Genomic DNA, 23900 nt, shown 5'->3' with positions numbered 1-23900 from the left:
CGTTTCCGCCGCCCCGCCCGCGCGGCTCCCCGGCCTCCACCGCCGGTGCGCAGCGAATCCCAGCCCCGTCGGCGTTCGAGGCGCGGGGGTCCGGGGGCGGAGCCCCCGGAGCGGACCCGTCCCCGCCCGGCCAGGGCAAGGGTCAGGCCGAGCCCAGCCAGGTGCCCACCGCGTACGTGACGGCCATCGCGACGGCCCCGCCCACCACGTTCCGCAGCACCGCCCTCGGCACCGGCGCCCCGCCCAGCCGCGCGCTGACGACCCCGCACAGCGCCAGCGCCCCCAGCACCGCCACCACCGTCACCGGCACCCGCCACGACGCCCCCGGCAGGACCACCGCCAGCAGCGGCAGCAGCGCCCCGGCCGTGAAGGCGAGCAGGCTGGCGAAGGCGGCGTGCCACGGGTTCGCCAGCTCGTCCGGCTCGATCCCCAGCTCCACCCGGGCGTGCGCCCGCAGCGCGTCCCGTTCCGTCAGCTGCACGGCGGCCTCCCGGGCCAGGTCGCGGCTCAGGCCCCGCGCGGCCAGCAGCTCCGTCAGCTCGTCCAGCTCCGCTTCCGGCTCCTGTGCCAGCTCCCGCCGCTCCACCTCCAGCGCCGCCCGCTCGGAGTCCCGCTGCGAGCTGACCGACACGTACTCCCCCGCCGCCATCGACAGCGAGCCGGCGAGGAGCCCGGCCACGCCCGCCGTGAGGATCGCGGTGCGCGAGGTGGTGGCGCCGGCCACGCCGACGACCAGGCCCGCGGTGGAGATGATGCCGTCGTTGGCGCCGAGCACCCCCGCCCGCAGCCAGTTCAGCCGGGTGCTGATCGCCGCGCTCCGCGTATCCGTCACGCCACCACTGTCGCGGCGCGCGCCCGGCAGGGCCACCCGGCGTGCGCGGTCCGGGCCGCCGTACCAGGGTGGAGGGGTGAGACGCGGACGGGAGGAGCCGGGCTGGCTGCAGGGGGCACCGCCGCCGCGCTGGGCCCGGATCGCGCCCGCGGTGGCCCTGGTCGCCCTCTGCCTCACCCAGTGGACCACCCGCACGGAGGAGCTGGGCTACTTCCTGGCGGCCCTGCCCGCCGTGGCCGCCTTCGCCTACGGGCCCGCCGGCACGGCCGTCTTCGCCGCGATCGTGCTGCTCCTGCTCGGCGTCCCCGAGCTGCGGGTCGGACACGCGCGCGGCAGCGACCTGGCCACCGTGGCCACCGTCGGACTGCTCAGCATGGTCATCGCCTGGGTACGGCGGCGCCGGGACACCCAGCTGGTCAGCGTGCGTACGGTCGCCGAGGCGGCCCAGCTGGCGGTGCTGCCGCCGGTGCCGGAGCGGGTGGGCCGGGTGCGCTGCGCCGGGCTGTACCGGGCCGCGCAGCGGGGCACGCTGGTCGGCGGCGACCTGTTCGACGTACGGGCCGGGCCGTACGGGGTGCGGGTGGTGGTCGGGGACGTGCAGGGGCACGGGCTGGCGGCCGTCGGAACGGTGGCCTCGTTGCTCGGCGCGTTCCGCGAGGCGGTCCTGGACGACCGGGGGCTCGCGGCGGTGGCGACGCGGCTGGACCGGCGGCTGGCGGCGGACGCGGCCGCGGACTGCGTGGCGCACCCCGAGCTGTTCGCGACGGCGCTGCTGCTGGAGTTCCCGCCGGCGCTGGACCTCGTACGGGTCGTGTCGTGCGGGCATCCGCCGGCGCTGCTGCTGCGGGGGCCCACGGTCACGGAGGTGGCCGTGGAGCCGGGGCCCCCGCTGGGCCTGGGCCTGACCGGGCCGGCACTCCCGGCGGTGGCCGAGCTGCCGCTGCTGCCCGGCGACCGGCTGCTCGCGCACACCGACGGGGTCACCGAGGCCCGCGACGCGGCCGGGCACTTCTACCCGCTGGCGGTACGGGTCCCCGTGCTGGCGAACGACCCGGCGGGGCTGGTACCGGCGGTGTGGCGGGACCTCGCGGCCTTCACCGCCGGCGGCCCGCGCGACGACGTGGCGCTGCTGCTGCTGTCGCCCGAACAGCGGTTGCCGGGCGCGGCGGGGCCCGCCTAGTTTCAGGGGGCATGCACTGTGCGTCCTCGTCCCGACACCCGTGGGAGCCGCCATGTCCATGCCGATGCTGCTGATCAGGGGAACCTTCCGCGCGAAGGGCACCAAACCCGACGGGGACACCCTCTCCTTCACCCCGGACGACGTGAGCGACTGGAAGCGCGTGCCGGGCGCCAGGCCGGTCGTGCCGGGGGCCTTCGGCAGCGCCTCCATCCGCCTCGAGAGCATCGACGCCCTGGAGACCCACTACGGCGACAAGGACTCGCCCTCGGGCGTACAGCACCAGCCCCTGACCCTGGCACACGCGGCCGCGGACGCGCTGCTGAAGGCGGTCGGCTTCACCGACTTCCACCGGGCCGGGGACACGGCCGGGGGCGGGACCGAGACCGGCGGCGGGACCGGGGCAGGAACCGGGACCGGGGGTACGGCCGGCGACGACGCCGAGAAGATCACCAGCACCATCCCGGAGACCGTCCAGGGCTGGATCCTCACCCGCGGCGCCGACGTCTACGGCCGGTGCGTGGCCCTCGTCGGCAAGGGCCTGCCGCCCGCGTTCAACGGCTACGAGGTCGACGTGGACGACGCGGTGCTGGAGAAGACGGTCAACTACCAGCTGATCAAGGACGGCCTGGTCTACCCCACCTACTACAGCGGCTTCTCCGAGGTGCTGCGCGCGTCCCTCACCTCGGCCGCCGCGGCGGCGCGGGAGGCGGGCAAGGGCGTATGGAAGGAGGACCGAACCCTCAGGGGGGCCGAGGTCGTCTCCCTGTCCTCGCTGACCGGCGACCAGGGGGCCGTGATCCTCCCGAAGCTCTTCCGCCGGCTGAAGGACTACCTGGACCTGGAGCCGGGGAACCCGTCCCTCGCCTGCTTCCGCGCCTACCTGGCGGGGGCGTGGGAGGACCGGTTCCACCTCCAGGGCAGGCCGGGCGTGTTCAGCGGCATGCACCACATCGTCGAGGTGGAGGGGCAGGTGGTGAGGATGACCCACGGCCCGACGGAGGTCGTCTTCGTGGAGCGGTGAGCGGCGGCCCGCCGGCACTTCCCCGGGCCGGCCGGCCGCCGCCCCCGCCTGCGCACCCGTGCGTCAGCCGCCGTTGGCCACGATGAAGGCGCGGACCATCCGGCAGGTGACGTTCGACGGGCGGCGGATGCCCACCCGCACCGCCATCGTGCGTATCTTGCGGTTGGTCGCGCGCTTGGCGTCGTACGTCCCCGTGTCGAGCAGGGAGATCGCGAGCCGCATCGCCTTCAGACGGCGGTTGTGGTTCTCGTACCACTCGCGGGGCAGGCCCGCCGGCAGCGGCTTCTTCTTGGGCATCGAAATGATCGCGGCAGCGGCCATCTACAGCCTCCCAAACGGTAGTTGGCTTCCTGTCGTTCTCCTTCGATTTTACCGGCGGGCACTGACAAAAGCCCTGGCCGGACAGAGTCTGACTACCCTTGCGGGCATGGAGATCTGGATCAATCCCGCCTGTTCGAAGTGCCGGAGCGCGCTGACCCTGCTGGACGCGGAGGGCGCCGACTACACGGTGCGCCGCTACCTGGAGGACGTACCGTCCGAGGCCGAGATCCGGGAGGTGCTGGGCCGCCTCGGGCTGGAGCCGTGGGACATCACGCGCACCTCCGACGCCCTCGCGAAGGAGACCGGCGTACGGGACCTGCCGCGCGAGGAGACGGACGGGGCGCGGGCCCGCTGGATCGCCCACCTCGCCGCCCACCCGAAGCTGATCCAGCGCCCGATCATCACCGCCGAGGACGGCACGGCGGTGGTAGCCCGCTCGGAGGAGGCCGTCCGCGACGCCCTCTCCCGCACGGGCAAAGGCCGCGGATGATCACGACGACCTCCCATAAATGAATAAACAGGGCAAATTCTGCCGGTTCTGCAACCGGAGGGTACGTTCTCCCATCAGGACTGACAGGGAGATACCTCCGCTCGCCCGCTGGGCAGCCCCGACCGCTCGGAGTGAAGTTCGTTGCAGCAGCAGTACCCGCAGACATCGCCGTACGCGCAGCAGCCGCAGCCGCAGCCGTCGTACGGGCACCCGCCCATGGGCCCCGGCCACGGTCCCGGGCCCGGCGCCGGCCCGGAGCAGCTGTGCGTGCACTGCGGGCAGCCGCCGTTCGGCCCGCCCCGCCCCAAGCGGTCCCGGGCCAAGCTCTGGATCGGCGGGGCCGTGGTCGCCGCGCTGCTCGCCGGCGGGGGCGGCTACGCGTACTGGGGGACGGACTGGTTCGACGGCAACGGCGAGGACGTCACCTTCGCCAAGCCCAAGCCCCCGGCCCAGGGCGCGGGCGAGGGCTCCGGCGGCGGCGCGGCCGCGACCGGCCCCGACCCGGACGTCTCCCTGCCGGCGGGCCCCGCCGCACAGTTCAAGCAAACCACCAAGCTCGACGACGGCACCCGAATATCGAAGACCCGCCTCAAGGGCGCCAAGTCCGGCTTCGAGGGCGACGTCTGGGTGTGGACGCCCAAGGAGTACGACGACCCGAAGTACGCCAACAGCGCCTTCCCCGTGATGATCGCCCTCCCCGGCGGCAACGGCTACCCCGACAACTACTGGGCGACCATGCCCAACATCGGTCTCCAGAAGGCGATAGCGGAGGCTTCCGCCAAGGGCACGGGCCTGCCCTTCGTCCTGGTCATGCCGCTGCTCAACCCCGACAACAAGAACTACTACGACGGCTCCGACATCCCCGGGCAGCCCAAGATGGGCACCTGGATCGCCGAGGACGTCCCCGACCTGGCCAAGGCCAACTTCCGCACGTACAAGTCCCGCGACGGCTGGGCCATCATGGGCAACTCCTCCGGCGCCTTCGTGGGCCTCAAGCAGGTCATGCAGCACCCGGAGAAGTTCCGGGGCGTGATCGCGAACGGCGGCGAGACGGCCCCCGACTCCCCGCTGTGGAAGAACAACAAGGCGGAGATGGACGCCAACGACCCCGCCAAGCTGGCGCAGAAGCTGATCCAGTCGAAGGGGCCGGAGGTCTACGTCAACTTCCAGTACGGGACGAAGGAGGGCGGCCGGGAACGGCTGGAGAAGTTCCAGCGCGAGAACGGCAAGGGCCCCATCAAGATCGACCTGTACGAGATCAAGGGCGGCGACCACAACGGCTGGGACTACGTGCGCGGCATGAAGGAACAGGGCCTGGAGGCCCTGAGCAAGGTCATGAAGGGCCCGAAGCCGAACGCCGGCTAGCCCACACCGACATCGGAAAACCCGGTGGCCACAGACCTGTGACCGAGTCCTGGGACTCCTGCTCTGGAGCGGGGCTCAGGAGCCGGGGTGGTGAACCGAGCCGGTGCTCGTACCGGTCTCGTCGCCCACGAAGCAGACGATATGGCGCTTGCCAATGTCCCAGGTGGAGGGACTCGGAGAGAAGTAATACCGCTTCAGCTTCTCGGGGAGCTTCGCGGCGGCGCCCGTGTACGCGTTGAGTACCGCGTCTCCGCACGTGTCCTCGGCGATCGGACGGATCTTCTCCTTGCCCGGGTAGGCGCCGTCCGGCAGGCTGAAGACGGCGTACACCTCCCCGTCGTGAGGCTCGTCGCAGGGCACGAGGCGCACCTGGGTGGAGGCCTTGCCGCCCCCTTCTCCTTCGTACTGCTTCAGATCGTCGTCCGTGGTGAAGCAGTCGCCCGCGCGGACTTCCTCCACATCACTGGCGACCAGCCCGGTGACCTGGCCACTGGTGTCGTGCTTCGGCAGGGTGGCACCGTCCGGGACTCCGGAGAACCCGAGGACCAGCCCGAGCGCAAGGGCCGGGCCCGGAAGGGCGAATGCCAGGACGGACCGCGCGTGCGGCCCGGGGCGGTCCCGCCGTCCGTGCGGTCCCCGCCACGGGTGGGGGTCGGGCCACGACGGTAGAAGTGGCGGTCTGGACATGCGCGGCCCTCCTTGCGCGGAGTGGGAGTCGCAACCAACGGCCAGGCGGTGACGCCGTGGTCACCGGTTGGGGGCTCTGCTGGTGCATGGCGTCGGACCGGGCCCAGTCGGCGGCGACGGGGGGCGACGAGGGGCGACGGCGGGCGCTCCACGCCCGGCGTGGTCTCAGATGCCTTCGGCGGGTGGGATGCCTCGGCCGGCCCGGCCGACGCGTGCGCACCGATGGTGCTGTGCCACCACCCACGCTACCCAGCAAGGCCCGGCCACGCCTGTCGTGACGGATCCAGGCCTTCAGGCCGGCGGGTCCAGCAGTCGGGCGATCTCCTCGGCCGCCGCTGCCGGCAGCGCGTGGTGCGAGACCCCGGGGAGTACGTCGACCCGCGCGCCTGGCAGCGCCCGCCGCGCGGCGGCGGCGGTTCGGCCGGGGTCGTGGCAGCGGGCCCGCCCGGCGAAGAGGACCTCCACCTGCACCGGCAGCCCGCCGAGCCGGGCCAGGTCGGGGCGCGGACCGGTGACCGGCCGCACGGTGGGGAAGGCGGCCGCCGCCTCCTGGAGCCGCGTCCAGGCGGGGTCGAGCACCGCCCCGCCGGTCTCCCAGGCCAGGAAGGACCGCACCCGCGCCGGGGTGGGCCGCACCAGCATCGGCAGCGCCCGCAGCACGTACCCGGGGCGCAGCCCGGCGAAGACCCGGGTCGGGTCGAGCAGGACGAGCCGGTCGAACCGCCCGGGCCGCTGGGCGGCGGCGTGGGCGGCGATCCAGGCCCCGTAGGAGTGCCCGGCCAGGGTCACGGGCCCGCCGCCGGGGCCTACGAGCCCGTCGAGCAGCGCGTCGAGCCAGGCGGTGAGGTCCCCGACCCGGCGCACCGCCCGCCCGGGCGCCGGCACGCTGAGCCCGGGCTCCCCCACCAGGTCCACGGCATGCACCCGCCGGTCCCGCCCCAGCCCGGCCGCGACGCAGGCTCCCCACACGGTGGAACTGGCCCCACCGCCGGGCAGCAGCACCAGCGGCGACGCGGAGGCATCGGCAGGCCCGCAGCTGTTGACCCGGGTGACCCCGTACGGCGTGGGCACGTCGACGGCCTCGACGGGGACGGGCCACTGGGCGAGGGCCTGGTCGTAGGCGGTGCGGAAGGGGGTACGGGACACGGTCGACTCCAATCCCTCGGTGAGCGATAATCTCGCCCAGCGAGAGATACTAGAGCGGAGCGATGTGGACGACAACCTTGAACTGGTGCACCTGCTGCGCGCGGTGACCGTCGAATTCGGCCTGCGCCAGGCGGAGTTCGCCGCCGCCAACGGCATGCACCCGACCGACGTGCGGGCCCTGATCTGCCTCCTGGACGCGACCCGCGCCGCCGAACCCGCCACCCCGGGCCTCCTGGGCACCCGACTCGGCCTCAACTCGGCCGGCACCACGGCGGTGGTCGACCGCCTGGAGCGCCTGGGCCACGTGGAACGCGTCCGCGACCCCGCCGACCGCCGCCGCGTCCTCATCCGCGTCCGCCCGGAGGCCGTCACCCTGGGCCAGGACTTCTTCGGCCCCATGCTGAACGGCGTCCTGGAAGCCCTGGCCCCCCTCTCCCCCGCCGAACGCACCACGATCCACGCCTTCCTGACGGCGGCGAGGGAGGCGTTCACGGCCTGAGCGGGCACTCGGCCCACACGGTCTTCCCGACCATCCGGTCCGAGACCCCCCACCCGGCGGCGACCCCCTCGATGATCCGCATCCCGTACCCGCCCTCGCGGGTACAGGGCAGCCGGTCCCGCCGCCCGTCGGACACCTCGACCCGCACCACCCCGTCGAGCCGGACGACCCGCAGCTCGAAGTCCCGCCCCGGCACCCGCCCGTGCGTCACGGCGTTGGCGGCGAGCTCGGCGATCACGAGTCCGACGCCGTCGGCGACGCCGCTGCCGTGGGGGATCCCCCAGGCGTGCAGCTGCACGAGCGCGAGATGCCGGGCGAGGCGGGCGCCGCGCGGCGTGGCGCTGAACCGCTGCACGAAGACGAAGCCCTGCAGGGCCGCGTCCAGGCCGGTGACCAGATCGGCCCAGGCCTGGTCGAGCTGGGGGAGGACACCGGCCAGCCATTCCGTGTCACTGTCGCCACCAGCGCCCGTCGCGTCATGCATGACATCCCACCATTCGTTCGAGTACTCAATCACCTTGCGTGAGACCAGAGTTACGGAGGCGGGGCTACGATCGAAAGCATCCAGGTGACCGACCTGGGCATTGGTCGGAGTGGCATATTCCGGCCCGGCCGACCTGCGGAAACACGTCACAGCCGGTCGTGACCAACCGCACGGGAACGCGGGAAGGGGACGTCTGTGGACTCGGATCCACGCCGCCGATTCGCCGAGGAGCTCAAGAGCGCTCGGGAGCTGTACCCGGAGCGCCGCCTGACCCAGACCAACGCGGCCCGTCTGGCTCGCACGTCGAAGAGCACGATCAGCCGGATGGAGTCCGGTGAAGGACCGATCCCTCCGGAGCTGCCGGCGGTCCTGGACCAGGTCTTCGAGACGGACGGCCTCTTCAAGCGGCTGTACGAGGAGACGGTGGCGCAGAGCTTCCCTGCGATCTACCAACGACGCATGGAGCTGGAGCGGAAGGCAATCGCCATCTGTGAGTGGTCCCAGAACGTCGTGCCGGGGCTGTTGCAGACCGCCGACTACGCTCGCGCCATCCTCTGCAAGGGCGACCCCCGCGCCGACGAGGCTGAGATCATGAAGGGGGTACGGGCCCGGCTCACACGGCAGGAAATCCTTCGTGGAGCCGCCCCGCCCCAACTGCGTGTGGTGCTGTGCGAATCAGTACTCCGGCGGCACTTGGGCCAGCGCCAGGCAATGCGTGGTCAGCTCGCTGCCCTTCTCACTCACGCGGAACGTCCGACGACGGGCATCCGCGTGCTACCGCTGGACGCAGAAGCACACTTTCTCCTCACCGGTTCGGCGAGTTTCCTCACAGCCCCGAACCACGTGACAGTGGTCTGCGTGGAGGCGCACCGTACTATCGGAATCCTCGAAGAGCCTGAGCACGTGCGGGCAGCACAGCGCGCCTTCGAAGACCTGATGGGCGAGGCCCTCCCTGCACGGCGCAGCGCAGACCTCATCAGAGATCAGATGGAGAAACTGACGTGAAGATACTTCCGCCCCCGCGACAGGAGCTTTGGGTCAAGTCCAGTCACAGTGGCCCCGAACAAGGCAACTGCGTGGAGATCGCCCCTGGCGCGAAAACCGTCCGCATCCGAGACTCCAAGGCAACGGGCGGCCCCGAGGTGGCCGTAACACATGCAGCCTGGGGCGCGTTCCTCGGCGGCGTCACGGCCATCCCCTAGGTCGTCTCCTTCGGATCATCTCGCCGACCAGATGAAGATGGCGGCGAGGTAGACGGTGGTGTCCTTGCCCAAGCGAGTGGCCAGGCCACGCCACTGCTTGAGCTTGTTGATACATCGCTCGACGGTATTCCGCTCCTTGTAGGCCTCACGGTCGAAGGCCGGCGGTCGCGATCGTGGGCGGCCGATCAGCCTGGACACGCGCCGGCGGGCCATGACCTGCTCGAACGCGGGTGCGTCACCAGCCTGTCCCGGCGTAATGACGAACGCGAGCGGCCTGCACCGGCGCCAGTCGAGGTCGCCCTCGGCGTCGGCTCGGGCGAGCAGGGCGGTGAAGACCTCCGCCCACGTGCCGTCGGCCTCCCGCTCCGCCGAGGGCTCCGGTCCGGCAACAACGACTCAATGCGGGCCCGCTGGGCGTCAGTCATCGACACACCGGACCAGGGATCAGATGTTCTAAATGGAGCGCTTAGAAGGGCGGCCAGTCGGAACCCGGAGGCGGGGCGGGAGAGACCCGGTTGCCGTTCCGCATATGCAGAGGCCAGCGCTCGTCGATGACCGAAACCGCCTCCTTGCACGCCTCGCAAGCACTCGACCACTCGGACATCCACAGGTACGGCGAGGCTGTGAGGCCCTCATGGGCCAGCCCGCACAGCGTCGCACCCAGTCCGTCGGCGGAGTACGCGTACGCCGCGTCGTACACGTGGGCGATGCCCTCCGGAAGTCGGGGGGATTCCGCCCGCTCCCACGGTATGTAGCCGTACTGCGGCCGCGAGACCTCGCGCGGGTCGTATCCGAATTTGGTCCACGCATAGCACCAGGGACAGAACCAGCGTTCCTTCACCGCCACGTCCCACATCGACGGTTCACCCACCGGCATCCGCCGCATCTCATGGCCACAGACATCACAGGTCACACCACATTCTGCCGGGCCGTTGGCAACCACAGGCATCTGTCGTCCCATGCGGTGCTGGTGGATGCAGGCTGGCCAACAAGATCCAAAGGAGACGGCCTGGCGCGCCGGGGGCGAAGTGGCGTTTCGGCTGGTGAAAGGGATGGGCCGAACGGGTGAGGGCGTCGTTTCTGCGCTGTCGCGGGCAGGTGCGGGGCGCCTAGAACGGTCGGCATGATCAAGAACCTCGTGAGGCGCGGTCTGCCCGCGCTCGCACTCGCCTTCCTGCCCGTCCTGACCGCCGTGCCGGCCGCCGACGCGACCCCCGCCAACGCCGCCGCGTCCGCCAACGCCCTCCGGCGCGACGCCCACTTCTACGCCCCCTCCACCATCCGCAAGAACCAGGCCTGGACCTCCGGCAACGGCCGGACCGTCCTCCGGGTCCAGGAGGACGGCAACTTCGTCCTCTACAAGGACGGCCGCCCGGCCTGGCAGGCCCCCAACGTCTGGCCCAAGGCCGCGACCGCCGTCATGCAGGAGGACGGCAACTTCGTCGTCTACGACAGCTCCGGCACCCCCGTGTGGGCCGCCGGCACCTGGTCCAAGGGCCGCTACCTCGCGGTCCAGGACGACGGCAACGCCGTCGTCTACGACGGCTCGGGCCGCCCCGTCTGGGCCACCAACACCGGCGACTGACCGGAGGGGGTTGGGGAGGGCCTCGTCCGGGATCGGGCGGGGCTTTCCCTGCGTACGGGGGAGGCCGGGGGGCGGGGTCCCCTCGGGCGGTCTCAGAGCAGGTTGGGGGCTTCCCGTCAGTCCCATCGTCCTTCCGGTTCGGGCCGGTCCCTCAAGGGCGCTCCTTCGTCGCGTCGCTACGCGATGGCCTTCGGCCACCCTTGACCGACCGGCCCGAACCGGAAAGCCGAAAGACTGCCGGGAAACCCCCAAAGAAACGGGACGGACGATCCTTGGAGGGGCGGGCGTCTCAGGGACCAGGCGAGGGGCCGGGCGCCGGCCCGCCCTACATCCGCCCCCCACGTCCGTGATCCCGGGCCAGGGGCGCGGCAACCCGCACCAAAGGTTGATGCGGGCGACCTGGGAAGCCCCCAGACGCGTCAGATCGCTACGCGCTCCTCATCTCCCAGCGTCCGACGGCCGTCCTGGGCTGATACCCGCACGAGAGGACGAGCGGAGCAGCGCAGGGATCCGACGGGCGCGACGGATCGCTACGCGCTCCTCTCGTCTCGGCGGCCGGCGACCGCCTGTGGCTGATACCTGCACCAGAGGGTGGTCAGGACGGGCGGGAAGCGCGTGGGCGGCAAGCGGCTGAAGCGGTCAGCCGACGAGGTACTCGTACAGTGCCTGGTGGCCCTCGCCACTGGGGTGTATGCCGTCGACGAGGAGGTCGGGCCGGTCGCGCAGGGGGTCCCACATGTCGACGAAGTCGACGTGGTTGTCGGCGCACCAGTTCCGCAGGGATTCGCGCAGCCTCAGGGCCCGGTCCCGGGTGAAGCGTAGACCCTCGTAGTCCCCGGTCCGTTCCTCGTCCAGCCAGATCGGTCCGAGGACGACCAGGCGCGCGTTGTGCGCATGGGCGGTGGCCGCCAGCGCGTCGAGACCGTTCGCGATGTCCGCCAGCCCGTCGGTGTCCGGCGCCGCGAGGGGGACGGCGGAGTCGTTGATCCCTGCGGCGAGAAGAATGGTGTCGGGCAGGCGAGGGCGCAACAGGACGGGGGTCTGCTCGCTGACGGCGGCCAGGGTCGTGCCGGGTATGGCGAGGTTGAACACCCGGTGCGCGGCCTCGTTCTCGGCGATGTGCGTAGCCGCCAGCCGGGCGGCCCATCCCCCCTCCGGGTCGCAACGCCCGTAGGCGATGCTGTCGCCCACGATCAGGATCCGCGCCGCCGGCCGCAGCGGCTTCGCGTCCAGGTACGCCCAGGCACTCTCCCCGGAGGCGAGGAGCACCCGTCGTCGCGCGTAGTCGTCGACCTCGTAGCCGTCGGCCGCCACCAACTGCTCGTCAGTGAGCTCGAGAACGACTCCGTCGACGACACCACCGATCCTGCGCTCCAGGATCAGGTGCACGTCGAGGCCACTGGCGGCGATCACGTCCGGGTCTGTGATCTTCAGCGGCCTGGTCGCGTACCCGGCCAGCGAGGCGGGGCGACTGGGTACGACCTGGCCGAAGAGGGCCGTCTGGACCTTGGGGTCCATCAACGTGCCGAACGAAAAGAGGACGTGGGGGCGCGAATCGCTCACGATGAGGCTTTCTTCAGAATCGATCAGCTGTGTGGATCAAGGTACCCATCCCCCTGCGCATCCCGGGCTGCTCCGTTCGTCCTCCGGTGCGGGTAGCAGCCACAGGCGGTCGCCGGACGCTGAGACGAGAGGAGCGCGTAGCGATCTGACGCGCCTGGGGGGTCTGGAGGGGGCTCTGATCGACCTCTCGTGCGGGTAGTCGCGCACCGGCTCCGAATCTCGACTCTTGAGGGCCCGTATGTCGGGCGGGCCGGCCACCGACCCCTCGCCTCAGCACTGAGACGCCCGCCCCTCCCAGGATCGTCCGTCCCGTTTCTTTGGGGGTTTCCCGGCAGTCTTTCGGCTTTCCGGTTCGGGTCGGTCGGTCAAGGGTGGCCGAAGGCCATCGCGTAGCGACGCGACGAAGGAGCGCCCTTGAGGGACCGGCCCGAACCGGAAGGACGATGGGACTGACGGGAAGCCCCCAACCATCGATGAGACCGCCCCGGGGGACACCGCCCACCCGCACCCGCACCCGGCCCCCACCTTCACGCCGCCCCCACCCCCGTCCCCCTTAGGGTGGCCCGAGGAGAAAACAGTACGAAACCCCACCAAAGGACCACCCCATGTCCCAGCCCACATCCCGCCCCACCCGTCACCGCCGGGGAGCCGACTGGATGTTCGGCGGGGTGTACGGGACCGTGCTGGCCAGTGCGCTGCTGGCCGCGCTGGACGAGCGGGGCGGGCATTACACCCCGCTCGCCGACGCCGCCTGGATCCTGGTCACCGCCGCCGCCGCAGCCCTCGCGCACGGGTACGCGCACCACATGGCCGACCACCTGGCCGGTGCCGCCGCGCACCGGTGGCGGTTGCTGGCCCGGGCGCTGTGGAACGAGTGGCCGATGATCGCGGCCACCGTCCCCACCCTGCTCCTGCTCCTGCTCGCCGAGATCGCGGGCTGGGAGCCGTACGGGGTGACGGCGGTCGGGCTCGGGCTGAACACCGCGCTGCTGTTCGCCTGGGGGTCCTTCGTGGCGTTGCGGGTCGGCTACCGGATCGCCTCCGCGCTGCTCATCGGCCTGGCCGACGCAGCCATCGGGCTGGCGATCATCGTCGCCAACGCCGTCATCAAGTAGGCAGCTGCCCCTCCGCCTCGGCCAGGATCTCCGTCAGCCGGGCCCCGAACTCCGCCCCGCGCGGGTCGGGTACCCCCGTCCGGGCGGCGTCGAGCAGTGCGTCCAGGGCGCGCCCGTAGGCGCCCGGCACGTCGCTCCAGTCCGGCAGCGAGAAGACGCCCTCGCCCCCCCGCAGTTCCAGGCCCACCCCGGCGGCCGCGCGCGGCGCGCCCAGGCTGAGCACGGCGGTGCTGGCGGCTCCGGAGGCGTGCCGCAGGGCCAGCTGGACCACGTCGGACGGGCCCCCGGTGGCGGTGACGGCGGTGACCTCGCCGAGCACGGGGATCAGGACGGACAGGGCGTGCGGGCCGACGTCCCACAGGCCGCCCTTGGCCTTGCGCCAGGGGGAGTCGGCGTACGCGCTGGGCTCGCCGTCGGGCGGGAAGACCGCCCCGAGCCAGTGCGCGGAGGCGGTGAACCAGCCGGAGCGCCCGGCCTGTTCGCGGACCCACCCAGCGGTCGGCTCGGCGAAGCGCAGCGTCAGGAAGACGACGGAGGCGACGCCGTGCGCCGCGGCGGCGGCGGCGACGGCGCGGGCGTCCGCCACGGTCGTGGCGACGGGCTTGTCGAGCAGCAGGTGGCAGCCGGCGGCGGCCGCGCGCACGGCGAGCGGGGCCTGGACGTCGGGCGGCAGGGCGAAGGCGGCGACGTCGCAGTCGGCGAACAGGGCGTCGGGGTCTTCGTACACCTTCACGCCGTACGCCTCGGCGAGCTCGGCCGCGGCTTCGGGGCGGCGGCCCCAGACTCCGGCGAACTCGGAGCCGGTGTGCGCGGCGAGGGCGGGGGCGTGGGTGCGGCGGGCCCAGGGGCCGGTGCCGAGCAGGCCGACGCGGGGGCGGGGGCGCCGGGGGCCTTCGTCCGGGGCGCCACCGGCGGAGTTCAAATCGTATGAAATGCTCACCCGCCCAGTCTGCCGCACCCGGACGGATGTACGGTGACCGACTCGATCAAGCCACCCGACCTGCGGCGTAAACCCCGGTAACACGGGGTTCACGCACGGGCAACGGATGAGAAATCGCCACGGGGCACGCTGCGGTCAACACCGCAGCGTCCCGCAGCACCCGCAGAGTCAGGATGGTCCCGTGAGCTACAAGGCTGAGTACATCTGGATCGACGGCACCGAGCCGACGGCGAAGCTCCGCTCCAAGACGAAGATCCTTGCGGACGGTGCGGAGCTGCCGGTCTGGGGCTTCGACGGCTCGAGCACGAACCAGGCCGAGGGCCACGCCTCGGACCGGGTCCTCCAGCCCGTCTTCTCCTGCCCGGACCCGATCCGCGGCGGGAACAACCTCCTCGTCCTGTGCGAGGTCCTCAACATCGACATGACCCCGCACGAGTCGAACACCCGGGCGCTGCTGCGCCCCGTGGCGGAGAAGTTCGCCTCGCAGGAGGCCGTCTTCGGCATCGAGCAGGAGTACACCTTCTTCGACGGCACCCGCCCGCTCGGTTTCCCGGTGGGCGGCTTTCCGGCGGCGCAGGGCGGTTACTACTGCGGTGTCGGCTCGGACGAGATCTTCGGCCGTGACATCGTCGAGAAGCACCTGGACCACTGTCTGGCCGCCGGCCTGGAGATCTCCGGCATCAACGCGGAGGTCATGCCGGGCCAGTGGGAGTTCCAGGTCGGCCCGCTGGGCCCGCTGGAGGTCTCCGACCAGCTGTGGATCGCACGCTGGCTGCTGTACCGCACGGCCGAGGACTTCAACGTGTCGGCGACGCTGAACCCGAAGCCGGTGAAGGGCGACTGGAACGGCGCGGGCGCGCACACCAACTTCTCCACGAGGGCGATGCGCGAGGACTACCGCGCGATCATCGCGGCGTGCGAGGCGCTGGGCGAGGGCAGCAAGCCGCTGGACCACGTCAAGAACTACGGCGCGGGCATCGACGAGCGCCTGACGGGTCTGCACGAGACGGCTCCGTGGAACGAGTTCAGCTACGGCGTCTCGGACCGCGGGGCCTCGGTCCGCATCCCGTGGCAGGTGGAGAAGGACGGCAAGGGCTACATCGAGGACCGCCGCCCGAACGCGAACGTGGACCCGTACGTGGTGACCCGCCTGATCACGGACACCTGCTGCACGGGCCTGGAGAAGGACGGTCTGGTCTGACCGCCCCGGAACCGGCCGCGGCGCCCACCCTCCCCTCCCGGAGGCGGGCGCCGCGGCCGTTGTCAGTGAGGCCTGTCACCGTGTCCCCATGACCAGCGAGCACGCGGACCACGCGATCCACCCCATCAGGGTCCACACCGAACCCGGCCACCACCACGACCTCTCCGGCCCCGGGAGCCGCGGGCGGCTGTCCGACCTCGTGGCGGGCATAGGCGGGGACGGCGACCGGTTCCTCGTCGTGAATCGGGTCCCGGACGACCCGGACGTCTACGTGCAGGTCTGGCACGAGTCCGGCGGCGACTACCAGTTGGAGCACCGTGAGGGCGCGCCCGACCGGCACTTTCAGGCGTTCGTGGACTCCGCGCAGGAGGTGGTGGAGGTGATGCTCCGCTGGGCGGCCCGGGAGGAGGAGTGGGACCGGGGGCCGGCCTGGGAGCGGCTCGACTTTCCGGTCGAGGAAGCGGCGCCGCTGGATCCGGAGGTGGCGCAGGAGCTGACAGAGGCCGTGCGGGGCTGGCTGCGCTGCGCGTACGACGACCGGGCGGCGCTGACGGAGAGCGCCGAGGACTACCTGGTGTCCGGCGACGACCGGCCGGTGTCCCGGGCGCAGGCGGCGGACCTGGTGGACCGGCTGTGGCGGGAGCGGGTCGCGGAGCAGGCCGGATGGGTGGGCGAGACCGACCCGGAGCGGCTGACCCGGGCCTTCGAGGCGCTCGGCGCGAGCGGGATCACCGCGCGGGAGAACTTCACCTGCTGCCGCTCCTGCGGCCTCGGCGAGATCCACGCCGACGGCGAGGAGGACGCGCGCGGCTTCGTCTTCTTCCACTCCCAGTGCACGGAGGGGGCGGCCGACGGCGGGGACCTGTACCTCCTCTACGGGGGCTTCGAGCCCGACGAGGAGCTGACGGCCTCCGTGGGGCGGGAGGTGGTCGCGGCGCTGGACGGCGCGGGGCTGGCATGGGCCTGGGACGGATCGGCCCACGATGCGATACGGGTGACCGGGATGGACTGGCGGAAGCGGCTTTCTGGTTGACGGTATGTCGGGATTGTGACGGGGTGACGAAGACTTCACGACAGAATATGAGATTGCTATCCAGCAGGTGAGATACCACCTGCCCCAGGCCCCTGGTTTCTGCTTCAATGGCGCCCATGGCCAGCCATTCGTACTTCCCGACAGGTCGCAGCGACCTGGAGCCGTTCTGGCCGTCCCGTCAGGATCACGACTTCGACCGGGTGTGTTGCCGCGCCGAGAACGCGCCGGCCCTCTAAAGCCTCCGGGACCCTCTCACCAGACCCGCCCCGGGGCCTTCGGTCTGCGCGGTACGCAACGACTACGTGCACTCGCACATGCACACGTACGTCTTCTGCCGATCACTCCGCGTGAAAGAGCTGACCACTCATGACGAACACCCGTTCCTTCGCTTCTGCCGCCTCCGCTGCGACCACCGCTCCGCTGCCCTTCCCGCCCAGTCCCCGCCACCGGCTGCGCGCCGTGGACCGGGACGAGGTGGCCCGGGTGGTGGACCTGCTCCCGCCGGGCGCCACCTGGCTGCCCGCGCCCCAGCACGCCGTTCCGACGCTGCCGGGCCAGCCCCCGATGGTCGGCTACCTGGTCCTCGTACCGGCCGACCAGCAGCAGATCGCGTTCGCCCCGCAGTCCGTCCCCGTGCCCGTCGCCGGACCGGTTCCGCACGCCCAGCTTGCGTCCGAGCCGTCGACGACGACTGGAGACGCGCTCGTGCGGATCGACTCCGCCCAGCGCACGGCCGAGGTCGACGGCGAGCTGCTGGACCTGACCTACCTGGAGTTCGAGCTGCTCGCCCATCTGGTGGCCCACCCGCACCGGGTCCACAGCCGGGACCAGCTGGTGACGACGGTGTGGGGCTACGGGCACGTCGGCGACGGCCGGACCGTCGACGTCCACATCGCCCGGCTGCGCCGCAAGCTGGGCGCGGCGCACCGCGGCGCGATCCAGACCGTCCGCCGCGTGGGGTACAAGTACACCCCCTGACGCCCGGCGGCCGGCGCCCTACGTGCCCGGTATGACGGTGGGCCCGTACCCGCTCTCGCGCGTACGGGCCCACCGCCGTTCGGGCACCGGTCAGGCGGCGGCGTCCGCCCCGCGACGGCGCGCGGCGAAGCCCACGGCCAGGTCGATCACGAGGAAGGCCACCAGGCTGAGCCCCAGCAGCGGGACGAACCAGCCCACGACCGCCGTCGCGCAGGCGAACGGCAGCAGCACGGTCACCGGCAGCTTCCGCCAGGCTCCGCGCGGCTGGGCGCGGCCGACCGAGCGGCGGTCCTCCTTGGTGGGGCGGCGCATCCACCACATCCGGTAGCCCCAGACGATCAGGAACATCACGGCGACGGCGAGGGCGGCCAGCGCGATCTGGTTGGCGAGCCCGAAGGTCAGGCCCATGTGCAGGTCGATGCCGAAGCGGGTCAGCTGGGCCAGCAGGGGGTAGTCGGCGAAGCGCAGCGTGTCCATGACCCGCCCGTCGGCGGGGTCGACGGCGACGGAGTCCAGGTGGACCGGCAGCGTCTTGTCGTTCTCCTTGATCACGTAGCCCTTGCCCTTGGCGGGCAGGGTGACGCGCAGGCTCTCGGTGACTCCGGCGGCCCGGGCGGCGGCCACGGCCCCGTCGATGCCGATGTCGGTGACGGGGGCGGGCGGGGGCATCTCCATGCCGTCGGTCATGACGTGCCCGGCGTGCTCGTCACCGCCGTCGGCGCCGGCGCCCGCGCCGGGGTTCAGCTTGGCGGCGACGGAGGGGGTGGCTCCGCCGAGTCGGTCCTGGAGCTGTCCGATGTTCTCGCCTGCGTAGTTGGACCAGGTCAGGCCGGTCGCGGAGAGGCCGACAAGGCCGACGGTGGCCCACAGGCCGACGGTGCCGTGCCAGGAGAGGGTCTTGCGGCGGCCGGTGGCCTTGCGGTCGGGCACGACGAGGTCTGCCTTGCGGGCGCGGCGGCGGCCGATCCAGAGGGCGAGGCCGCCGAGGGCGACGACCCACAGCCAGCTGGCGGCGAGTTCGCTGTAGTTGCGTCCGAACTCCCCGATCTGGAGGCTCGCGTGGAACTCGCTCAGCCAGGCGCGCAGCGGCAGGGCGTCACCGGAGGTGGTGAGCTGCCCGCGGACCTCGGTGGTGTAGGGGTCGACGAAGACGGTGAGGGTCTCGCCCTCCCCGAGCCCGGGCTTCTCCATGATGACCCGGGTGGTCGCGTCGGCCTCGGGGGCGGGCCACACGCCGAGCACCTTGCCCTCGGGGGCGGCGGCCTGGGCGGCCTTCACCTGGGTGCCGAGCGGAACGGCGCGCTCGCCGACGCTGTCGACGGTCAGCTCGTGGGAGTAGAGGACGCGCTCGGCCTGCCACGAGCCGGCGTACAGCAGTCCGGTGGCGGCGGCGAGGAAGAGGAACGGGGCTATCAGCAGTCCGGCGTAGAAGTGCATGCGCAGGAGCAGCGGCCGCAGCGCGGCCCAGCTCCCGCCGGTGCGGCGGGGGGACGTGGCCGGGGCTTCGGCCGCGTCGGCCGCGCCGACGGGGTCGGCGTCACGGCCGGGGCCGTGCTGGAGTTCGTCAAGGGACATGTCGGTCCTAGGGTTCGGCGAAACGGGGGGACCGGCCCCGGGTTCCGCTCCGTTCCGCGTCCGGAGCGCGCCGGTCAGGCGCGCGCGGGGTGCGGGACGGGTGCCGCCGGTGCCGCTCCGGCCGGTGCGTGCGCGCGCGAAGGGGCGCACCGGCGGCCCGCGGCGACGCGGTGTGCGTACGCGGCGGGGGCCGTCGGCCGGGCGGGGCTCTGGCGGCACGGCCTCGGGGCCGTGCTGTGGGTGTCTCGCCACCCGGGGGGACCGCGCCGGACCGCGGTGTGGGCGTGTACGGCTCCGCGCAGCCGGCGCGGGCGTTCGTACGCCGGGCGGTGCGCGGGCGGTTCCGGTTCGGGGGCCGGCCGGGCCGGCAGCAGCGCGAGTACGCGGGCGAGCGGCCGGGCGGCGAGCAGCGCGGTGGCGCCGAGGACGCGGGCGAGCCGGAAGACGGCGGCCTCGCCCCAGGCGAGCCAGGCGGCGCAGAAGACCCCGGCGAGGACGTGCGCGGCGATCATCCCGAGGCCGCCGTGCCCCGCCATGTCGGCCATGCCGGCCATGCCGCCGCCGCCCATGCCGCCCAGCCCGTCGACCAGGTCGCCCACGCCGCCCGCCATGTCGCCGGCACCCGCCGCGCCGTCCGCCGCGGCGGTGGTGCCCGTGGGGGCGTCCATCCGCATGCCGGGTACGTGGTGGTGGCCGGGCATCGGTTCCGCGGGGGCGGGCGCGGTGTGCCCGTGTGCCGCGGCCTGGCCGGCGGAGAAGGCGAGGTGCAGGACCCCTTGGACGGCGAGCAGCGCGGCGGTGATGCCGGCCGGTCCCCGGCGCCGTCCGGCGGCGGCCCAGGCGAGGGCCCCGGTGACGGCGAAGGCGGCCAGCAGGCTGCCGAGGGGGACATTCATCCCGGACATGCACGAATGCCCCACCGCACCCAATGCCACGCACACGGCCGCGAACATCGCGGCCCGCGTACCGCGCACCGGCGCACGGGGTGGGGATCCAGTCATGTTCCGGTCATGGTCTCACGGGGCCCGCCGCCTCCCGCAAGAGGGCGGTGTCCGATCATGGACCGGTGAACCCATCGCCACGGTCATGGTCATTGCCGCTGGGAGCGGCCTACGCGGGCGGCGTCCAGCTCGGCGCCCACGCCCTCGGACGGCTGGATCCGGCCGAGCGGGAACGGGTGCTGCGCGGCTGCTCGACGAACGTCGACAACCTCGACACCGGCCACTGGGAGACCCTGCTGAGCAGCGCCTTCGTGGTCGAGGAGCCCATGCCGCTGCCGTACGCCCTGCTCCTGGTCGCGGTCCTGGGCTACGCGGAGTACGCGTACGGGGCGTGGTGGACGGCCGCCGTCTTCCTCTTCGGGCACGCCTCGGCGACCCTCCTGGTCTACGGCGCCCTGCGCCGGACCGCCGACCGGGAGACCCGCCGGGCCCTGGACGTCGGCACGAGCTACGGCTTCAACGCCGTCCTGGGCGCCCTCACCTCGGCGCTGCCGCGGGGGGCGGTCCGCAACTCGGCCCGGGCGGGGCTGCTGGCCGTCGCCGCGCAGCCGGTGCTGCGGCGCGGGCGGACCTTCACCGACGCCGGGCACCTCGTGGCGCTGGGCGTGGGCATAGGGCTGTCGGTGGCCGTCGATTGTCTTTCCGGATCAAACCGTCGGAAAATCGCACATACCTGACGCCACCTGTCGGCGCCGGACGACACCTGCCGGCACTTGCCGGCACGACGCCATGAACGAGCACCACCGGGCGCACCACCCGCATCCGCACCCCGCCCGGACACGTCACGCACGAACACGTCACGCACGAACGAGCCTCACCGCTGGAGCCGCCACGATGACCGCCACCCCTTCCACCACCGTCGCCAACCTCCGCGACCTCGGTGGCACCCCGCTCGCCGGCGGCCGCACCGTCCGCCCCGGCCTCGTCCTGCGCGCGGGCGCCCTCGACCGGCTCGACCTCGACGCCGACCCGGCGGTGGCGGCCCTGGGGCTGCGGACCGTCATAGACCTGCGCAGCGACGCCGAGCGGGCCGACCACCCCGACCGGATACCCGACGGGGTCCGGCTGCTGGTGCGCGACGTGCTGGCCGACAAGATGAGCGACCACCGCATGCCGGCCGCCACCCAGCTCAAGGACCTCCTCGGCGACCCGGCCGTGGCCGAGGAGCACCTCGGCGGCGGCAAGGCCCAGGCCCTGTTCGGCTCCGTGTACCGCTCCTTCGTCAGCACCGGCTCCGCGCACGCCGCGTACCGCACGCTGCTCACCGAGGCCGCCGACCCCGACGCGGGCCCGCTGCTCTTCCACTGCACCGCCGGCAAGGACCGTACGGGCTGGGGCGCGACGCTCGTCCTGTCGCTGCTCGGTGCCGACGAGGACACCCTGATGGCCGAGTACCTGTCCGTGAATCCGGCGGTGAAGGAGGCCTTCGCCCCGCTGATCGAGGGCTTCACCGCCTCGGGCGGGGACCCGGACATCGCCCTGGCGCTGATCGGCGTGTTCCCCTCCTACCTGGAGGCGGGCCTGGACGAGGTCCGCGTCCGGTACGGCTCGATGGAGAAGTACGTGCACGAGGGCCTCGGCGTATCCGAGGAGACCGTGGCGGCGCTGCGGGCGAAGCTCATCGCCTGATCCCGTGATCCCGTGATCGCGTTGTCCGGTAATCCCGGCAACTCGGCACGTACACCTCGAAACCCGAAATTCGCCCGAACGGGTGCGCGAAGACGGGTGACCATCCGACGATTCGCTCGTTCTGCTGAACGTGACTGCGCCGGATACCGCCACCCGCCCCCTGCCCCCCGACGTCGAGCAGGCCGAGGCCGCCATCGTCGAGCACTACCCGCGGCTGGTGCGGCTGGCCTACCTGGTGCTCCCGCCCTCCCTGGGCCGCAACCGGCGGGTGCTCACCGCCCACTCGCTGACCCAGCGGGCGCTGCCGCGCGGGCGGCGGGGTGCCGAACCGGCGGCCGTGCAGGGCGGTGTACCGGCGCAGCGCGGCGGGCTGGGCGGGCCCGAGTCCGGGTACGCGTACGTCCGGCTGCGCGTGCTGCGCTCCGCCCTGGAGGCGGGGATCCCGCTGACCTTCAAGGCGCTCCCGCTGCGCGGGCAGCTGCCCGCGCTGCTGCCGCAGGTCTGGGGGCTGCGGCTGTTCCCGCGCGCGGGCGGGGCCGAGGAGCTGGCGCTGGACCAGTGGCTCGCCACCCTCAACGGCCCGGGCCGCGCGGCCTGCGTCCTGCGGGCGCTGGAGGGGCTGGACGGGCCGGAGGTGCTGCGGGTGCTCGCGGAGGCCGGGGTCGCCGACCCGGCGGCGGCGGTCGCGGAGTCGGGGGATCCGGCGCACGACGGCCTGTTCTCCTCCCCCGAGTTCGACCCGTGCGTGCTCCAGGCCCGGCCCACCGACCTGCTGCGGCGGCGCCGGCTCGCGCGGGCCGGGCTGGCCGCGGCGGCCGCGCTCGCGGTGTGCGGGACGCTGCTGGCGCTGCCGGGCGGCGGCTGGGGCTCCGACGGGCCCTCCGCCCCGCCGTACGCGCGCAACGCGGCGGCCGAACAGGCCCTGGACCCGGGGCAGCTGCTGCGGGTGGCGCCCACGGTGTGGCGTACGTCCTCCCGTACGGACTACTCCGCCTGGCCTGCGCGCGGCGACCGCGCCCAGGACGCCGAGCTGCTGCGCCGGGCGCTCGCGGTGTGGGCCCGGCCCGGCAGGGAGGTGGTGGTCTCGGCGACGCCGGGCACCCCGTCGGGGCCGCCGATGGGCCCGCCGCAGCTGCTCTTCGCGGGCACCGTCGACCAGGCCGTGGTGGTCCTGCTGTACGACGGGCTGCGCGTGGTCCGGTACGCCGAGCCGCGCAACGGGACGGCGGGCGCCGCCCTCGACTTCGCCCGGACCGACGGGGCCACGGCCGACACGGCGACGGCGCTGGTGCTGAGCCGGGTCGACGGCAACGTCCGCTACCTGACGGCCCCCTGGGTGACCGCGGCCGCCCTGCGCGACCTGCTCAAGCCCGGCGAGGAGCCGGCCGCGCTGAAGCTCACCCCGGACGGGGTGACCCCGCCGGTGCTGGGTCCCGCCCCGAGCGGCGACTGCACCAGCTGGAGCGCGCTGTCCCTGACCGGCGACGGCGCCACCCGGCTGGTGACCGACCTGGGCGAGCTGACCCCGGCCCGGCTGACCTCGGGCGCGCCGGGCGCCGCGCGGGACGTCACGGAGGCGGCGGAGCTCGGCGAGTGGTCGAAGACGGCTTGCCTGCTGCCCTCGGTGCGCTCGCACGGGGTGCGGTCGGTGAACGCCTGGACGTACGCGAAGCAGCCGCTGCCCGAGGGGGACGGGACGGCGACCTGGCTGTGCAGCCGGGCCGAGACCTGGCGGGGCACGGCGGACCGGGTGCAGGCCCAGTTCCTGGCCCCGGGCGCGCCGCTGGCGGCGCAGGCGGCCAAGGCGGAGGGCTCCCCGGCGTGCGGGACGCGGGAGCCGCGGGTGCTGGCCGGGGTGCTGTGGAAGTCCCGGGCCGGGCAGTGGTACGTACTGGCGGCGGGCAGTGCGCAGTTCGCCTCGCTGTCGGCGTCGGGCGCGGGGGTGAGCGGGAGCGCGAACGGCAACCGGCTGGCGCTTAAGGCGCCGGAGGGGGCACAGGTGGACCTGTCGGGGAAGCTGACGGACGGCAGCAAGGCCGGGGCGCTCCGCTAG

The 23900-nt window shown here is 73.0% G+C and carries 25 protein-coding genes and 1 pseudogene; 15 read left to right on the top strand and 11 right to left on the bottom strand.

Annotation, left to right across the window (positions count from 1 at the left end):
• Positions 1 to 142: 142 nt before the first annotated feature.
• On the bottom strand, positions 143 to 832 hold the full coding sequence (locus ABD973_RS23035; RefSeq protein ID WP_125603414.1) for a VIT1/CCC1 transporter family protein: 690 nt from the start codon (positions 830 to 832) through the stop codon (positions 143 to 145).
• Here ABD973_RS23035 and ABD973_RS23030 point away from each other — a divergent pair.
• Positions 750 to 2012 (top strand): PP2C family protein-serine/threonine phosphatase, encoded by a 1263-nt coding sequence (locus ABD973_RS23030; protein WP_125823958.1) that lies wholly within the window; start codon positions 750 to 752, stop codon positions 2010 to 2012. The genes ABD973_RS23035 and ABD973_RS23030 overlap by 83 nt on opposite strands.
• A gap of 52 nt (positions 2013 to 2064) precedes the next feature.
• Complete coding sequence (locus ABD973_RS23025) at positions 2065 to 3033, top strand: nuclease (RefSeq protein ID WP_345501862.1); 969 nt, start codon at positions 2065 to 2067, stop codon at positions 3031 to 3033.
• 63 nt (positions 3034 to 3096) lie between these two features.
• On the opposite strand, the gene ABD973_RS23020 is transcribed toward ABD973_RS23025, so the two are convergent.
• Positions 3097 to 3354 carry a hypothetical protein gene (locus ABD973_RS23020; RefSeq protein WP_125820930.1) on the bottom strand — a complete coding sequence of 86 codons (258 nt, stop codon included), beginning with the start codon at positions 3352 to 3354 and terminating at the stop codon, positions 3097 to 3099.
• Between the two features lie 106 nt (positions 3355 to 3460).
• Between ABD973_RS23020 and ABD973_RS23015 the strand changes: the two genes are divergently transcribed.
• Positions 3461 to 3844, top strand: a complete 384-nt coding sequence (locus tag ABD973_RS23015) for an ArsC/Spx/MgsR family protein (protein WP_345501860.1) — start codon at positions 3461 to 3463, stop codon at positions 3842 to 3844.
• Positions 3845 to 3985: 141 nt separating this feature from the next.
• Complete coding sequence (locus tag ABD973_RS23010) at positions 3986 to 5209, top strand: alpha/beta hydrolase (protein ID WP_345501858.1); 1224 nt, start codon at positions 3986 to 3988, stop codon at positions 5207 to 5209.
• A gap of 75 nt (positions 5210 to 5284) precedes the next feature.
• Here ABD973_RS23010 and ABD973_RS23005 read toward each other — a convergent pair whose 3' ends face one another.
• Positions 5285 to 5896, bottom strand: coding sequence for a septum formation family protein (locus ABD973_RS23005; protein ID WP_345501856.1), 612 nt, complete (start codon positions 5894 to 5896; stop codon positions 5285 to 5287).
• Positions 5897 to 6187: 291 nt separating this feature from the next.
• On the bottom strand, positions 6188 to 7042 hold the full coding sequence (locus ABD973_RS23000; RefSeq protein WP_345501854.1) for an alpha/beta fold hydrolase: 855 nt from the start codon (positions 7040 to 7042) through the stop codon (positions 6188 to 6190).
• A gap of 64 nt (positions 7043 to 7106) precedes the next feature.
• On the opposite strand from ABD973_RS23000, the gene ABD973_RS22995 reads away from it, so the two are divergent.
• The gene (locus ABD973_RS22995; protein ID WP_345501852.1) at positions 7107 to 7541 is read left to right on the top strand and encodes a MarR family winged helix-turn-helix transcriptional regulator; all 435 of its coding nucleotides are present in this window, start codon (positions 7107 to 7109) and stop codon (positions 7539 to 7541) included.
• Here the strand turns inward: ABD973_RS22995 and ABD973_RS22990 are convergent.
• Positions 7531 to 8025 (bottom strand): ATP-binding protein, encoded by a 495-nt coding sequence (locus ABD973_RS22990; protein WP_345501850.1) that lies wholly within the window; start codon positions 8023 to 8025, stop codon positions 7531 to 7533. The two genes, ABD973_RS22995 and ABD973_RS22990, sit on opposite strands and share 11 nt — an antisense overlap.
• A 195-nt stretch (positions 8026 to 8220) precedes the next feature.
• Between ABD973_RS22990 and ABD973_RS22985 the strand changes: the two genes are divergently transcribed.
• Together ABD973_RS22985 and ABD973_RS22980 are read left to right on the top strand one after the other, a co-directional pair.
• Positions 8221 to 9030 carry a helix-turn-helix domain-containing protein gene (locus tag ABD973_RS22985; protein WP_345501848.1) on the top strand — a complete coding sequence of 270 codons (810 nt, stop codon included), beginning with the start codon at positions 8221 to 8223 and terminating at the stop codon, positions 9028 to 9030.
• Positions 9027 to 9227 (top strand): DUF397 domain-containing protein, encoded by a 201-nt coding sequence (locus ABD973_RS22980; protein WP_345501846.1) that lies wholly within the window; start codon positions 9027 to 9029, stop codon positions 9225 to 9227. Before ABD973_RS22985 ends, ABD973_RS22980 begins: the two co-directional genes overlap by 4 nt.
• A gap of 15 nt (positions 9228 to 9242) precedes the next feature.
• Here ABD973_RS22980 and ABD973_RS34795 read toward each other — a convergent pair.
• Together ABD973_RS34795 and ABD973_RS22970 are read right to left on the bottom strand one after the other, a co-directional pair.
• Positions 9243 to 9512: pseudogene (locus tag ABD973_RS34795) on the bottom strand (IS5/IS1182 family transposase); the annotation flags it as partial.
• Between the two features lie 181 nt (positions 9513 to 9693).
• Positions 9694 to 10188: a hypothetical protein gene (locus ABD973_RS22970; protein ID WP_345501844.1), complete on the bottom strand. Its 495-nt coding sequence runs from the start codon at positions 10186 to 10188 to the stop codon at positions 9694 to 9696.
• A gap of 162 nt (positions 10189 to 10350) precedes the next feature.
• On the opposite strand from ABD973_RS22970, the gene ABD973_RS22965 reads away from it, so the two are divergent.
• Positions 10351 to 10812: a hypothetical protein gene (locus ABD973_RS22965; protein WP_345501842.1), complete on the top strand. Its 462-nt coding sequence runs from the start codon at positions 10351 to 10353 to the stop codon at positions 10810 to 10812.
• A gap of 639 nt (positions 10813 to 11451) precedes the next feature.
• Here the strand turns inward: ABD973_RS22965 and ABD973_RS22960 are convergent.
• Positions 11452 to 12375: a GDSL-type esterase/lipase family protein gene (locus ABD973_RS22960; protein WP_345501840.1), complete on the bottom strand. Its 924-nt coding sequence runs from the start codon at positions 12373 to 12375 to the stop codon at positions 11452 to 11454.
• A 605-nt stretch (positions 12376 to 12980) separates the two neighbouring features.
• Here ABD973_RS22960 and ABD973_RS22955 point away from each other — a divergent pair.
• Complete coding sequence (locus ABD973_RS22955) at positions 12981 to 13490, top strand: hypothetical protein (protein ID WP_125820935.1); 510 nt, start codon at positions 12981 to 12983, stop codon at positions 13488 to 13490.
• Here ABD973_RS22955 and ABD973_RS22950 read toward each other — a convergent pair.
• The gene (locus ABD973_RS22950) at positions 13483 to 14412 is read right to left on the bottom strand and encodes a Gfo/Idh/MocA family protein (protein WP_345504699.1); all 930 of its coding nucleotides are present in this window, start codon (positions 14410 to 14412) and stop codon (positions 13483 to 13485) included. The genes ABD973_RS22955 and ABD973_RS22950 overlap by 8 nt on opposite strands.
• A gap of 199 nt (positions 14413 to 14611) precedes the next feature.
• Between ABD973_RS22950 and glnII the strand changes: the two genes are divergently transcribed.
• The 3 genes from glnII to ABD973_RS22935 all read left to right on the top strand — a co-directional run bounded on the left by glnII (position 14612) and on the right by ABD973_RS22935 (position 17642).
• Positions 14612 to 15631, top strand: a complete 1020-nt coding sequence (glnII, locus tag ABD973_RS22945; protein ID WP_125820936.1) for a glutamine synthetase — start codon at positions 14612 to 14614, stop codon at positions 15629 to 15631.
• A gap of 88 nt (positions 15632 to 15719) precedes the next feature.
• Positions 15720 to 16664: a DUF6891 domain-containing protein gene (locus ABD973_RS22940; RefSeq protein WP_345501836.1), complete on the top strand. Its 945-nt coding sequence runs from the start codon at positions 15720 to 15722 to the stop codon at positions 16662 to 16664.
• Positions 16665 to 17030: 366 nt separating this feature from the next.
• Positions 17031 to 17642 (top strand): winged helix-turn-helix domain-containing protein, encoded by a 612-nt coding sequence (locus ABD973_RS22935; protein WP_125820937.1) that lies wholly within the window; start codon positions 17031 to 17033, stop codon positions 17640 to 17642.
• Positions 17643 to 17732: 90 nt separating this feature from the next.
• Here the strand turns inward: ABD973_RS22935 and ABD973_RS22930 are convergent, their stop codons facing one another.
• Positions 17733 to 19217: a PepSY-associated TM helix domain-containing protein gene (locus ABD973_RS22930; RefSeq protein ID WP_345501834.1), complete on the bottom strand. Its 1485-nt coding sequence runs from the start codon at positions 19215 to 19217 to the stop codon at positions 17733 to 17735.
• A 74-nt stretch (positions 19218 to 19291) separates the two neighbouring features.
• Positions 19292 to 20122, bottom strand: a complete 831-nt coding sequence (locus ABD973_RS22925; protein ID WP_345501832.1) for a hypothetical protein — start codon at positions 20120 to 20122, stop codon at positions 19292 to 19294.
• 188 nt (positions 20123 to 20310) lie between these two features.
• Here ABD973_RS22925 and ABD973_RS22920 point away from each other — a divergent pair, with 188 nt between their 5' ends.
• From ABD973_RS22920 to ABD973_RS22910, 3 genes are all read left to right on the top strand, one after another.
• Positions 20311 to 20895, top strand: a complete 585-nt coding sequence (locus ABD973_RS22920; RefSeq protein WP_345501830.1) for a rhomboid-like protein — start codon at positions 20311 to 20313, stop codon at positions 20893 to 20895.
• 157 nt (positions 20896 to 21052) lie between these two features.
• Positions 21053 to 21847, top strand: coding sequence for a tyrosine-protein phosphatase (locus tag ABD973_RS22915; protein WP_125598738.1), 795 nt, complete (start codon positions 21053 to 21055; stop codon positions 21845 to 21847).
• A 130-nt stretch (positions 21848 to 21977) separates the two neighbouring features.
• Positions 21978 to 23900 (top strand): hypothetical protein, encoded by a 1923-nt coding sequence (locus ABD973_RS22910; RefSeq protein ID WP_241253208.1) that lies wholly within the window; start codon positions 21978 to 21980, stop codon positions 23898 to 23900.

The sequence above is a fragment of the Streptomyces racemochromogenes genome, assembly GCF_039535215.1.
In the GTDB taxonomy this organism is placed as follows: domain Bacteria; phylum Actinomycetota; class Actinomycetes; order Streptomycetales; family Streptomycetaceae; genus Streptomyces; species Streptomyces racemochromogenes.
The sequence above is the reverse complement of the archived record's forward strand: the minus strand, read 5'-3'. Positions and strand labels throughout refer to the sequence as shown.

Bases quoted from the DNA above. Each gene is read 5' to 3' on its own strand.
- ABD973_RS23020 (WP_125820930.1), bottom strand. From the start codon at position 3,354: ATGGCCGCTGCCGCGATCATTTCGATGCCCAAGAAGAAGCCGCTGCCG.
- ABD973_RS22970 (WP_345501844.1), bottom strand. From the start codon at position 10,188: ATGGGACGACAGATGCCTGTGGTTGCCAACGGCCCGGCAGAATGTGGT.
- ABD973_RS23030 (WP_125823958.1), top strand. From the start codon at position 750: ATGATGCCGTCGTTGGCGCCGAGCACCCCCGCCCGCAGCCAGTTCAGC.
- ABD973_RS22990 (WP_345501850.1), bottom strand. From the start codon at position 8,025: ATGCATGACGCGACGGGCGCTGGTGGCGACAGTGACACGGAATGGCTG.
- ABD973_RS22930 (WP_345501834.1), bottom strand. From the start codon at position 19,217: ATGTCCCTTGACGAACTCCAGCACGGCCCCGGCCGTGACGCCGACCCC.
- ABD973_RS22965 (WP_345501842.1), top strand. From the start codon at position 10,351: ATGATCAAGAACCTCGTGAGGCGCGGTCTGCCCGCGCTCGCACTCGCC.
- ABD973_RS23015 (WP_345501860.1), top strand. From the start codon at position 3,461: ATGGAGATCTGGATCAATCCCGCCTGTTCGAAGTGCCGGAGCGCGCTG.
- ABD973_RS23005 (WP_345501856.1), bottom strand. From the start codon at position 5,896: ATGTCCAGACCGCCACTTCTACCGTCGTGGCCCGACCCCCACCCGTGG.
- ABD973_RS22915 (WP_125598738.1), top strand. From the start codon at position 21,053: ATGACCGCCACCCCTTCCACCACCGTCGCCAACCTCCGCGACCTCGGT.
- ABD973_RS22940 (WP_345501836.1), top strand. From the start codon at position 15,720: ATGACCAGCGAGCACGCGGACCACGCGATCCACCCCATCAGGGTCCAC.
- ABD973_RS22955 (WP_125820935.1), top strand. From the start codon at position 12,981: ATGTCCCAGCCCACATCCCGCCCCACCCGTCACCGCCGGGGAGCCGAC.
- ABD973_RS23025 (WP_345501862.1), top strand. From the start codon at position 2,065: ATGTCCATGCCGATGCTGCTGATCAGGGGAACCTTCCGCGCGAAGGGC.
- ABD973_RS22925 (WP_345501832.1), bottom strand. From the start codon at position 20,122: ATGTCCGGGATGAATGTCCCCCTCGGCAGCCTGCTGGCCGCCTTCGCC.
- ABD973_RS22935 (WP_125820937.1), top strand. From the start codon at position 17,031: ATGACGAACACCCGTTCCTTCGCTTCTGCCGCCTCCGCTGCGACCACC.